Consider the following 12,669-nt stretch of genomic DNA (forward strand, 5'->3'; position numbering starts at 1 on the left):
AGTTTTAATGAAGCCACGTGATCGCTCACGTGACTTTTTCTTTAGTGGTGTTGTGCTTTTGGCACGTCGTTAATAAATAGCGTTAGTGGGCGTGGCTAGCGTGCGATGTTAGCAGCGGTAACTCTTCATTGAGCTTAAACCGAGCGACAATAGACGTTAGGCGCTCAGCTTCGTGCTGAAGCTCAATGGCGGCCGAACTGGCTTGTTCGACCATCGCTGCATTTTGCTGATTGGTTTGATCCATATCGTTAGCGGCGACATTAACTTCTCTAATTCCCGCGCGTTGCTCTTCGGTGGCGACCGATATCTCATCCATTAACGTGGTGACTTGAGTGACGGAAGCCATAATTTTGGCCATGGTTTCGCCTGCTTTATCCGCTTGTTGCGTGCCGGCTTCTACCATATCCACCGATGTTTCAATCAGTTTACGAATATCCGTTGAGGCGCTCGCACTGCGGGTCGCTAGCTGACGTACTTCGCTGGCGACGACGGCAAAACCGCGACCATGCTCCCCGGCGCGAGCCGCCTCAACGGACGCATTGAGCGCCAGAATATTGGTCTGGAAAGCAATCGAGTCAATCAGCTTGATGATGTCGGTGATTTTCTGCGAGCTTTCGCGGATGTTGTGCATGTGGCTGATGACCTCATTGACCACGCTGCCGCCTTGTTCTGCGCTATGGGCGGCATCACGAGCCACTTGTCGTGCTTGGGTGGTGTTTTCGCTATTGCGCTCCATCGTCGAGGTCATCTCTTCGATGCTGGAAGCGGTTTCGGTTAACGACGCAGACTGCCGTTCAGTGCGTGCGGCAAGGTCTTGGTTACTTTTGGCGATTTCCTGGGCACTGGTAAAGACTTCGCTACTGCTTTCCCGAACGGTCGTCACGGTACCGAGCAAGCTTTGCTGCATGTGACGTAGAGCAGCGAAAAGAACGCCGATCTCATTACGACCGCGCGTTTCCACGTCTCTGGAAAGGTCGCCTTCCGCCATGCTTTGAAAATGGTCGGTAATACGGTGCATCGGTCGTATCAGATTAGCGCCTACACCCCAGTAAACCACCACGGTAACCATCAGCGCGATGATGAAGACGGTGATGATAGTCATAGTGGAAAGACTGATAACCGAGTCAAAATTCGCCAGCCGTTCGTTACCTTCTTCTTCTACCCGATGAAAAAAGCCGATGGCATCTTGATAGAAAGCGCTATAAGCCTGGTAAGCGGCATCACGCTGTTCGCGGTAAGCCGTCGCATCGCCTTGCTGCAGTGCAGTGACTTGCCGTAAAAGGTGCTCTTCCAGCAGCGCATCGAAGCTTACGGCGATAGGCGCAATGACCGTCTCGTGGGCAGGGTTGGCGGGGAGCTTAAGGAAGTTTGAAAACACTTCTTGGGCCGTATTGAGCGAGCTACGCAGCTCAGCAGCGCGCTGTTGCCTCTCTTCAGCGCCCAGTGCTGTTTGCGGCTCAACTAACTCTTCATAGAGGCGTGCCATGCCCAGGCGTGCGCTTTGTAGCGTAGAGTTAGTTCGGTTGAGGCTAGACTGCTGGTTAACATTGACATTAGTGAGCTGCTCAAGGCTTTGTTGGCTGTGGTTGACGGCATAAAGCCCTGTGCCGCTAAGCACAAGCAGCATAAGCAAGAAAGAGAGTAGCACCAGCGTCCAGCTCATTCTTAACGTCATATTATCTAGTAAACGCATCGGTATTCCTAAGTTGAGCCGTAGGAGGATGACCATAAACGCAAAATAGAACTGCCGACGAGTGCAGCAGTTCTATTGCATAAGTTTTGTTGCGCACTTATGGGCGATTACAGGCAGTGATTAAGTCGTCATAACCTTTTGTTACCCAGGATTTGTGTCACGTTACTTAATCGGCGCTGCTGTTATTTGGGGAGAGCTTTTGGCTCAGTTTGGTGCTTTCCGCTTTAGCCGCTTCTGCTTCTGCTTCTGCATCCGCTTTGGCAATGGCTTCTCGCTCCTTGGCTTCGTCTGAAAGAGACTTCTTGGGCAGTACGATATTGAGTGTGAAGGCCGTGATGGCTGCTACCACAATAGGGGCGCCGCCAATCAGGTCTCTTACTACTTCCGGGAACTGCTCAATAGCGGCGGGAACAGCAGAGATCCCTAGGCTTAGTGCCAGAGAGAGGCCCACGATGGTCATGTTGCGCGCGGACATTTCATCTTTGACCAGTAGCTGAATGCCGGTCATGGTGATCATGCCGAAGACGGTAATCGTTGCACCACCCAGCACAGGGAAGGGAATGGTGGTGATGATAGCGCCAAACTTCGGGCTAAGGCCGGCCACAATCATGAAGATGCCGGTGAGTGCCAAAACGTAACGGCTAATCACCTTGGTCATCGCAACAATACCCACGTTTTGGCTAAACGTAGAGGTGGGTAACGCGCCAAAGAAAGCGCTGACGGTGGTGGTTAGACCATTACCCAATAAGCCGCCGGTTAACTCTTTGGTTTTAAGCTCGCGGTTCATGCCCGCGACAGACGTTGCTGACAGGTCGCCGATGGTTTGGACGGAGTTAATGATGCAGATGACAACCATGGAGGCGATAGCAGCGGTGTGAAACTCTATCTCGAAAGGCATCACTTTGGGTACCGCGCCCCAGGAAGCGTTCCTAACATTCTCAAAGCTGACCATGCCCATAGAGAGCGAGAGTAAATAGCCCACCACGATACCCACGATGATGGCAGAAAGCTTCACCACGCCTTTACCGAACTGAGCAGCAATCAATACGGTAAGTAACGTGACTATCGCTACGAACCAGTTGGAAAGGTCGCCAAAATTGGGAGCGTTCACGTTACCGCTGCCCGCCATGTAGCGGATGGCAATATCGTAAAGCGAAAGGCCGATAACTAATACCACGGTTCCAGCAACAACGGGCGGAAAGAGGTGGCGAATGTACTGGATGAAATAACCCACTACGACCATGGTCATGCCGCCAATCAGCTGCGCGCCAAGAATCCCTTCAATACCGTACTGAGCGCCTACGGCGACTAACGTTGGTACGTAGGCAAACCCCACGCCGAAAATTGCTGGCAAGCGGGCACCAAATTTCCACACACCGAAAAGGTGAAAAACGGTACAGACCCCAGAAGCCAGTACGGCAATCTGAATAAGTAGCAGCCGTTCATCTATGCTTGCACCCACGACACCCGCAACAATGATAGGAGGCGTGATTACACCGGCAACCATCGCCAGAAGATGCTGAAGCGATAGGGGAAGGGCCTTCAGAAATGGCGGTTTTCCATAGAAATCAAAGAGCGAGGTGTTGCGCTTGGGCGGTTGATGCTGCTGTCCGGAAGAGGATGAGGCTTCATTCATAGCGGCTTCTCCTTTGTTTTTGTATTCAATAGTGATGAGCTACTGTGCTTATTATTGGACAGTACTGTACACAAAAAACTATTCATCAATAAACACTTTTTGATAAATATATGCGTGCTTTTTGCTAGCCAAATGATGTCGACAATAATTCTCAGGGGTCATTAATTTTAGCGCTGGATCGGCCCGGGCGGCTCAAAGGGACGCGATTTACGCAGATCACCATCGACCGATTTAACTGTTGAGAAATAGTTGCGCGCCGCCGGATGAGGTGCAGAAGCGCTATAACGACCCGATTTGGTAGGGAAAAATAAAATGTATACAAAAAATCTTTGAAATGTTGCGATTTATTATATAAAAATGTTGTCAGTATGTTCTGGGGTACTAAGCTTCTTTTATCCCCACTCTGCTTTAGACACTCTGCCGCCCACAGCGGCTTCGTTAGACAGCCTCAGGAGAAACTGATGGGACGCCTTACGACACACGTACTAGATACCGCTCAGGGACAGCCTGGAGAAGGTATCAAAATCGAGGTTTACCGTTTAGGAGGCGGGCTTCGCCAGCTTCTTAAGACCGTTGAGACGAATGATGATGGCCGTTGTGATTCGCCGATACTGGAAGGCAGTGAGCTGGTTACAGGTGAGTATGAGCTGGTGTTTCATGCTGGCGACTATTTAAAGCGTCAGGGAATAGAGCTGCAAGCACCCAGCTTTCTCGACGTTATCCCGCTGCGTTTCGGGGTGAACGACCCGTCGCAGCACTATCATGTGCCGCTACTGCTTTCACCCTATGCTTACTCGACTTACCGCGGCAGCTGAACACCGTTCGTTTAGAAAATCCCCTAACAATGCTTATATAGCCGCCCTAAAACAATCATACGAGGCGAGGAAACCCCGATGCAGGCCTACCTAGTTGAATTTGCAAACTTTATGCTGCGCTGGCTGCACGTCATCGCTGCAATCGCCTGGATAGGCGAGTCTATCTACTTTGTAATGCTGGATAACGGTCTGAGGAAGCCCAAGGCTGCCGAAGATCGTGAGAAAGGCGTGTTTGGTGAGATGTGGGCCGTACATGGTGGTGGCTTCTACCATAACCAAAAGTACGCCACGGCGCCGGCCAAACTGCCGGATGACTTGCACTGGTCGTTCTGGAAAGCTTACACCACCTGGCTCTCCGGCTTTGCCCTGTTCATTATCTTGTATATGGCGAACCCAAGCTTCTACCTGGTCAACCCCAACGCTAACTGGGAGTGGGCCGCCAATTTGGCTGGCTGGGAAGCAAACCTACTGGCACTAGCATTTTTGTTAGGGGGCTGGGTAGTTTATAACGAGATGTGTAAGCGCATCAGCCCGAACATGGAGCGTGATGGTCTGTTAAGTGTCGGTGTGGCGGTCATGATGGTCGTGGTCGCCTACTTGAGTACCCAGATGTTCTCAGGCCGCGCGGCTTTCCTGCTGACCGGTGCGGTCATGGCCACCGCGATGTCGGCGAACGTCTTCTTTTGGATCATCCCTGGCCAGCGCCGCATGGTAAAAGCGATGAAGGCTGGCGAAGCACCGAACCCACTTGACGGTAAGCGCGGTAAGCAGCGTTCCGTTCATAATACGTACTTTACCCTGCCCGTGGTGCTGCTGATGATCAGCAACCACTACTCGTTTGCTTACACCCATGAGTATGCTTGGGTGCTGATGGTGCTGTTTATCTTTGCGGGTGCGTTGATTCGTCAATACTTCGTCCTCATGCATCAGGGTAAGATACAGCCTGCTTATCCGGCGGTAGGTGTTGCACTGATTGCCGTTGCCTTTTGGGTGGCGATGCCGTCTCAAACAGCCTCTTCTAGCGCGCAACAAATAGAGGGTGATGGTCCAGATATCACCGAGGTAACGGCGCTGATTAACCAGCACTGTGTAGCCTGCCATGCGCAGTCACCCACGCAGCCTGGCTTCTCAGCCCCACCTGCCGGAGTAATGTATGACAGTGTGGAGCAAATCCTGCTGCAGAAAGAGCGCACGCAGCAAGTGGTGCAGAGTGGCTACATGCCGCTGGGCAACATGACCAATATGACGGACGAAGAGCGGGCGGTGATTCAAGCCTGGTCGGAGTAGTCATCTGATGTAATGTGTTGCTGTAGCGACGCCCACAGCCTGCCGTATGGCGGACTGTGGGCTTTTTTATGGGCTGTTTTTACGAGCTGCTTTTACGATTATGCTTCGTGCGATGAAAGTCATTCCTGAATACGTATACAATAGTGGTTAGATTAGGCATACAAGGTGTATCTATCGTGGAGCAAGAAGTGAGTTTCAGTGGCATAAAGAAGCCGAATTCCAAACGCTTAGGTAAAAACGGAGATGGCGCCGAGCGCCACGAGGTTATCTATCAGGCGATTAGCGATGCGATTATCAAGCAGCAGCTCCACCCGGGCGCCAGGTTGCGCGAAGACGCTTTAACGGAAGTGTTTAATGTCAGCCGAACGGGGATACGCAAAATTTTGCAGCGTTTGGCGATGGAGCAGCTGGTGACGATTACTCCGAGACGCGGGGCTAGCGTGACGCGGCCCACGGCCGCAGAAGCGCGCGATGTATTTGCAGCCCGCAAGATGGTGGAGTGCGGTTTGATGCCTGAGACAGCGCTGCATATTACGCCACAAGATGTACTTGAACTGCGCGACATGGCCAAGCGAGAGCATAAAGCACTGAGAGCCGGTGAGCAGAGTACCGCGATCAAACTGTCAGCCGCCTTTCATGAGCGCTTGGCGCAACTGTCGGGTAATGCCACCTTGGCCGCCTTCGTTAGCCAGCTCTGTTCGCGCTCCTCCTTAATTCTTGCGGTGTACGGAAGTAAAGGGCACCTGGGCTGTGAATCGCATGACCATGATGACCTGATTGACTATTTAGCCGCAGGCGAGGGTGAAAAAGCCAAAGCGTTTATGCTGCATCATTTGAATGAAATCGAGTCATCGCTCTCTTTTCTAGAGGAGGAGGCGTTTGCCCCCGACCTACACCAAATATTTGGCATAACGTCTTAATAAAATGAGCGTAGCAGTGGTGAATAATAGCGGCGGTGAAGGAGGTTCAGCTAAGCACTTGCGCTAAATATGAGTACAGTTTATCTTGTTGTTGTATACAAAAATATTGGTAATGTTCGGGTTTCTTACCGGCATGCTGTCTTCAACAAGGGACTTACATCATGTATTCGCCTGATTACCCTCGTGATCTGGTCGGCTACGGCCGCAATCCTCCTCATGCTAACTGGCCCGGCAAGGCGAAAATTGCCGTTCAATTTGTGCTGAATTATGAAGAGGGTGGAGAGAATTCAGTACTGCACGGTGATGCTGGCTCCGAGCAGTTCCTTTCTGAAATACTGGGCGCTCCTGCCTTCCCAGATCGTCACCTTAGCATGGAGTCGATCTATGAGTACGGTTCGCGCAGCGGTGTGTGGCGCATCTTGCGTGAGTTTGAACGTCGCAATCTGCCCCTGACGGTTTTCGGTGTAGCCATGGCGCTGGAGCGTCACCCCGAGGTTGCCCATGCGTTCAAAGAGCTGGGCCACGAGATCGCCTGCCATGGCTACCGCTGGATTAACTATCAAGAAGTGCCAGAAGCGGTAGAGCGCGAGCATATGCAGCGCGCTATTGAAGTGTTCCAGAACCTTTACGGTGAAAAACCGCTGGGTTGGTATACCGGCCGTGATAGCCCCAATACGCGTCGCTTAGTACTCGATCAAGGCGGCTTCCTGTATGACAGCGACTATTACGGTGATGATCTACCTTTCTGGACGCGGGAGCAGGATAGTCAGGGTGATACCCACACTCATTTAGTGGTGCCTTATACGTTGGACTCCAACGATATGCGCTTCGCCTCTCCACAAGGTTTTAATACCGCAGACCACTTCTTTACGTATCTGCGTGACGCCTTTGATGTCTTATATGCCGAAGGTGATGACGCGCCAAAAATGCTCTCTATTGGCCTGCACTGCCGTTTGATTGGCCGCCCCGGGCGTTTTCGCGCGTTGCAGCGTTTTCTTGACCACATTGAAGCCCATGACCGTGTCTGGGTGACTCGGCGCGTGGATATTGCGCGCCATTGGGCCGAGCACCATCCTGCCCGTTTTGCAGCTCGTTCTGAAGAGAGCAGGTGAGCCATGAGGGTCAAGGACGAGCAGCAGCGGCTGATTCCCGCGCTTGAGCGGGGGCTGATGATTTTGATGGAGTTAAACCGTCATCATCGTGAGATGAGTTTTGGCGAAATCGTTAAGCGCGTCGGTTTTCCCCAGTCAACCACCTACCGAACGGTACAAACGCTAGAGCACATGGGCTTTTTGCGCCATCACCCGGTCACGGGGCTGTACTCATTAGGCGTCAACGTGCTGCGTTTAGGCTTTGAGTACGTGGCGTCGCTGGATGTCGTTCAAGTGGGGCAGCCGGTGATAGAGGCGCTGTGCGAAGTCACCGGTTGCTCAAGTCATATCGCGATTCGCGATGGCCGCGACGCTGTCTATGTCGCGCGGGTGGGGGCAACAAACGCTACCGTCCGCCGCGTGAGTGTTGGCACGCGTTTACCTCTACACCGTACAGGGTTGGGGCGGATGTTATTGGCCGAACTCTCCTATGAAGAGTTTGAGACGCTTTATCCCTCCGGTGAGTTGCTAGACAACAAGCCAGGCACGCCAGCGAATCGTGATGCGTTGTGGGAGCTAGTGCAAGAAGACCGCCGCCGAGGCTATGTCATCGCTGACTCTTATTTTCATTTTGGTATCTCTTCGATTGTCTATCCGCTCTATAACCAAGACGGGGCGATGGAGGGCGTTGTCAGCATTATGGTGCCGGTGCACGAGATTCCCGAAGATGCCCACGGTCAGCTGCAGGAGCGGGTGGCTGAGGCCGCAGCGAATATTTCAAGCATGCTAGGCCACGGTTAAGCCGACTGAGTGGATGCCATAGCAATATATTAATGACAAAAGGAAAGACAATGACCAAGCGCAACTACTACGCTCCGCAAGGGGGGCATCCGGCACAAACACAATTGCTGTCGGACCGCGCCGTATTTACTGAAGCCTACGCAGTGATACCCAAAGGGGTCATGCGCGACATCGTGACCAGCAACCTCCCTTTTTGGGATAAAACGCGCCTGTGGGTGTTGTCACGGCCACTGTCGGGGTTTGCCGAAACGTTCTCCCAATACATTATGGAAGTCTCCCCCGGTGGCGGCAGTGAAAAGCCAGAGCCCGACCCCGCAGCGGAGGGCGTGCTGTTCATCGTTGAAGGGGAGTTAACGCTTACCTTGAAAGGCGAGAAGCACGTGATGCAGCCCGGTGGTTATGCCTTTTTACCCCCGGGTACCCGCTGGGAAGCGCATAACACGTCTGACGCGCCGGTGCGCTTTCACTGGGTGCGCAAAGCCTACGAGCAGGTTGAAGGCATCGAGGTGCCAGCGCCTTTCGTCACCAATGAGAACGATATCGAGCCAACGGCGATGCCGGGCACTGATGAAAAGTGGGTCACCACGCGCTTTGTCGACCCCGCAGACATTCGCCATGACATGCACGTCAATATCGTGACCTTCCAGCCCGGCGCAGTGATTCCCTTCGATGAAACACACGTCATGGAGCATGGGCTTTACGTGCTAGAAGGGAAGGCGGTCTATCACCTGAACCAGAACTGGGTAGAGGTTGAGGCCGGCGACTTTATGTGGCTGCGTGCCTTCTGCCCCCAGGCGTGCTACGCCGGTGGCCCAGGGCCGTTCCGCTATTTACTTTATAAAGACGTTAATCGCCACATGAAATTAGGCGGCGTTGGCCCGCGCTAAGGCGTTAAATAACAGTGCGGTTGATACACACTTAGGAGCCAGCAATGCTGGAATTAAAAGCACAGCCTTTAACACCCGAAGCCTTTGCGCCCTTTGGTGACGTGATTGATACGCGTACGGCGGATTACTTTCCTATCAATGCCGGGCGCACGCGGCGTTATCACGACCTAGCGCGGGTAGAAACCTTGGGTGAAGACGCCCGAGCGCTGATCAATATCTTTGTGAGTCAGCCGGTTGAGATACCCCTGGCGCTAGACTTTCTCGAATGCCACCCGCTCGGCAGCCAAGCCTTTATGCCGCTGTATGAAGAGCGCTTTATCGTGGTGGTGGCGCCCAAGGGCGAAAAGATTGATAGCCAAGATGTTCGCGCGTTTGTGACCGATGGCCATCAAGGCGTTAACTACCACGCCGGTACGTGGCATGCGATTCAATCGGTACTCGAGCGAGAAGGGCGCTTTCTGGTGGTAGACCGCGGCGGGGAAGGGAACAACTGCCTGGAATATCCGCTGGCCATCAAGGTAGAGATCGAATAAGCCCTTGATTTCTTAAACCGCGTTTGTAAACCGCGTATGTAGCGGCACTTATCAATGCAAATTGTATACGGACTGGTAGCGACGCTGCCGGTCCTTTCGGCGTGCCTGACGGTCCCGGCTGGCCGATTTCCTCTTCTTTATTTCTATTTCCCTACTAACGAACCCCTCTAAATTTTTGATTTAGTGTCGGTTTAATCCGGAGTCGATAATTATATGGAAATATTTTCCATGAATTATTGACAGTGATTCGTTGGGCGCATACTTTGGATACAAGAATAAATACTAAAATGAATACAAAAAAATGTTTACAAAAACAGTATTCAATTGTTGAGGAGAAGTTGTAATGGCTAAAATGACAGCTGCAGAAGCCGCCATTCATGTCCTGAAAAAAGAAGGCGTTGATGTCGCCTTTGGTGTTCCGGGCGCCGCGATCAATCCCTTTTACGCAGCAATGCGTAAAGTAGGTGGCGTTGACCACGTGCTGGCTCGGCACGTAGAAGGCGCGTCGCACATGGCTGAAGGGTATACCCGCACCATCGCAGGCAATATTGGGGTATGTATCGGTACGTCAGGTCCTGCGGGCACCGACATGATTACCGGTCTCTATTCCGCCAGCGCCGACTCCATCCCTATTTTATGCATCACGGGTCAAGCACCCCGTGCCAAGATGCATAAAGAAGATTTCCAGGCCGTCGACATTCAGGCAATTGCCGGTCCCGTGACCAAATGGGCCGTGACGGTGATGGAACCTGCCCAAGTGCCGCGGGCGTTCCAGAAAGCCTTCCAGCTGATGCGTTCCAGCCGCCCGGGCCCGGTGCTTATTGATCTGCCGATTGACGTTCAGATGAGTGAAATCGAGTTCGATCCGGACACCTACGAATCGCTTCCGGCCTACAAGCCGTCAGCGTCGCGTGCCCAGATTGAAAAAGCGCTGACGATGCTCAACGAAGCCGAAAAACCGCTGTTGGTAGCGGGTGGCGGCATCATCAATGCGGATGCCTCCGAGCAGCTGGTGGCGTTTGCTGAGCTGACTGGCGTGCCGGTTATTCCGACGCTGATGGGCTGGGGCACGATTCCCGATGACCATCCGTTGATGGCGGGTATGGTGGGCCTACAGACCTCTCATCGCTATGGCAACGCCACCATGCTCGCCTCTGATTTCGTGATGGGTATTGGTAACCGCTGGGCTAACCGCCACACTGGCAATGTTGAAACGTATACCAAAGACAGAAAGTTTGTACACGTTGATGTTGAGCCGACCCAGATAGGGCGTATCTTTGGGCCTGATTACGGCATTGTTTCTGATGCCAAGCTGGCGCTTGAGCTGTTCCTGGAAGTCGCTCGCGAAATGAAGGCTGCCGGTAAGCTTAAGAACCGCAGCGCTTGGGCCGAAGAGTGCCAGGAGCGTAAGCGTACGCTGCTGCGTAAAACCCACTTCGATAACGTGCCGGTGAAGCCCCAGCGTGTTTACGAAGAGATGAACAAAGTATTCGGCAAAAACGCACGCTACATCAGCACGATCGGGTTGTCGCAAATTGCCGGTGCTCAGTTCCTGCACGTCTACAAGCCGCGCCACTGGATCAACTGCGGTCAGGCCGGCCCGTTAGGCTGGACAGTACCCGCCGCGCTAGGGGTTTGCCGCGCAGACCCTACGGCTGAAGTGGTGGGTCTTTCTGGTGATTATGACTTCCAGTTCATGATCGAAGAGCTGGCGGTAGGCGCACAGTTTAATCTGCCCTATATCCATGTGCTGGTGAATAACTCCTACCTTGGCTTGATTCGCCAAGCCCAGCGCGGTTTTGACATGGATTACTGCGTTCAGCTGTCGTTTAAGAATATCAACTACACCGATGAAGAAGCGGCACTCGCTGAGTACGGCGTCGACCATGTGTCGGTTGTTGAAGGGCTGGGCTGTAAAGCACTGCGTGTGTTCAAGCCTGAGGATATTGCCCCCACGCTTGAGAAAGCCCGTGAGCTGATGCGTGAACACCGCGTGCCAGTAGTTGTAGAGATCATCCTTGAGCGTGTGACCAACATCTCAATGGGTACCGATCTTGATGGGGTTAATGAGTTTGAAGAGCTGGCTGAAAACGTTGCCGATGCACCGAGCTCTATTGCTAGCTTGACCTAAAGGATGCCCTGGCCGCGACGTAGTCAACGCCAGGGTTTATCGCCCCTCCCGTTCGCTAGTCCTGCATAACAAGTAAGGAGACCTGCATGTCCAAGTTTGCTGCAAATCTCAGCATGTTGTTCACCGAAGTGGATTTCCTCGATCGTTTTAAAGCCGCTGCCGACGCTGGCTTCAAAGGTGTCGAATACCTTTTTCCCTATGATTACCCGGCAGCGGACATCAAACAGCGCCTGGGCGCCAATGGCCTGAGCCAAGTGCTGTTCAACCTACCTGCCGGTGACTGGGGTGCCGGGGAGCGGGGTATTGCCTGCCACCCAAACCGCGTTGAGGAGTTTCGCGCCGGTGTAGATAAGGCCATTGAGTACGCGAAGGTGCTGGGTAACACCCAAGTCAACTGTTTGGTGGGTATTAAGCCGGACGGCGTCAGTGACGACGAAGCCCACAAAACGGTAGTTGAGAACCTGCGCTTTGCGGCTGAAAAGCTTAAAGCGGCGGGCATCCTGCTGATCGCAGAGCCGATTAACACCCGCGATATTCCGGGGTTTTTCCTCAATCGCACAGAGCAGGCCCTGGCCCTGTTTGATGAAGTGGGCAGCGACAACCTGAAACTGCAATACGACATCTACCACATGCAAATCATGGAAGGGGATCTAGCCCCCACCATCGAAAAGCATCTGGCGCGTATTGCCCACGTGCAGTTGGCGGATAACCCAGGGCGTCATGAGCCGGGTACCGGCGAAATCAATTATCCCTTCCTTTTTGCGCACCTTGAGCGCCTGGGTTACGACGGCTGGATTGGCTGCGAATACAAGCCCAAAGCGGGAACGACGCAAGGGCTGGGCTGGTTGGATAGTGCACGTTAAGGCCAACCGCAT

At 53.1% G+C, this 12,669-nt stretch carries 11 protein-coding genes; 9 read left to right on the top strand and 2 right to left on the bottom strand.

The window, feature by feature from the left end; genetic code table 11:
* Positions 1-82: 82 nt before the first annotated feature.
* Positions 83-1,693 carry a chemotaxis protein gene (locus tag BB497_05415; protein AVI62185.1) on the bottom strand — a complete coding sequence of 537 codons (1,611 nt, stop codon included), beginning with the start codon at positions 1,691-1,693 and terminating at the stop codon, positions 83-85.
* A gap of 166 nt (positions 1,694-1,859) precedes the next feature.
* Positions 1,860-3,329, bottom strand: coding sequence for a uracil permease (locus tag BB497_05420; GenBank protein ID AVI62186.1), 1,470 nt, complete (start codon positions 3,327-3,329; stop codon positions 1,860-1,862).
* A 461-nt stretch (positions 3,330-3,790) separates the two neighbouring features.
* On the opposite strand from BB497_05420, the gene BB497_05425 reads away from it, so the two are divergent.
* The 9 genes from BB497_05425 (at position 3,791) to BB497_05465 (ending at position 12,657) form a co-directional block, all read left to right on the top strand.
* Positions 3,791-4,144, top strand: coding sequence for a hydroxyisourate hydrolase (locus BB497_05425; GenBank protein AVI62187.1), 354 nt, complete (start codon positions 3,791-3,793; stop codon positions 4,142-4,144).
* A gap of 78 nt (positions 4,145-4,222) precedes the next feature.
* Entirely contained in the window at positions 4,223-5,431 is a 1,209-nt protein-coding gene (locus tag BB497_05430) for a hypothetical protein (protein AVI62188.1), read from the top strand.
* A 203-nt stretch (positions 5,432-5,634) separates the two neighbouring features.
* Positions 5,635-6,351 carry a GntR family transcriptional regulator gene (locus BB497_05435; GenBank protein ID AVI64268.1) on the top strand — a complete coding sequence of 239 codons (717 nt, stop codon included), beginning with the start codon at positions 5,635-5,637 and terminating at the stop codon, positions 6,349-6,351.
* Between the two features lie 161 nt (positions 6,352-6,512).
* Positions 6,513-7,463, top strand: coding sequence for an allantoinase (locus tag BB497_05440; protein AVI62189.1), 951 nt, complete (start codon positions 6,513-6,515; stop codon positions 7,461-7,463).
* A gap of 3 nt (positions 7,464-7,466) precedes the next feature.
* Entirely contained in the window at positions 7,467-8,243 is a 777-nt protein-coding gene (locus BB497_05445; GenBank protein AVI62190.1) for an IclR family transcriptional regulator, read from the top strand.
* 50 nt (positions 8,244-8,293) lie between these two features.
* Positions 8,294-9,130, top strand: coding sequence for a (S)-ureidoglycine aminohydrolase (locus tag BB497_05450; protein AVI62191.1), 837 nt, complete (start codon positions 8,294-8,296; stop codon positions 9,128-9,130).
* 44 nt (positions 9,131-9,174) lie between these two features.
* Complete coding sequence (locus tag BB497_05455) at positions 9,175-9,663, top strand: ureidoglycolate hydrolase (protein AVI62192.1); 489 nt, start codon at positions 9,175-9,177, stop codon at positions 9,661-9,663.
* 343 nt (positions 9,664-10,006) lie between these two features.
* Positions 10,007-11,794, top strand: a complete 1,788-nt coding sequence (locus tag BB497_05460) for a glyoxylate carboligase (GenBank protein ID AVI62193.1) — start codon at positions 10,007-10,009, stop codon at positions 11,792-11,794.
* 86 nt (positions 11,795-11,880) lie between these two features.
* Positions 11,881-12,657 carry a hydroxypyruvate isomerase gene (locus tag BB497_05465; GenBank protein ID AVI62194.1) on the top strand — a complete coding sequence of 259 codons (777 nt, stop codon included), beginning with the start codon at positions 11,881-11,883 and terminating at the stop codon, positions 12,655-12,657.
* Positions 12,658-12,669 lie beyond the last annotated feature (12 nt).

The sequence above is a fragment of the Halomonas sp. GFAJ-1 genome (assembly GCA_002966495.1).
GTDB lineage: Bacteria > Pseudomonadota > Gammaproteobacteria > Pseudomonadales > Halomonadaceae > Vreelandella.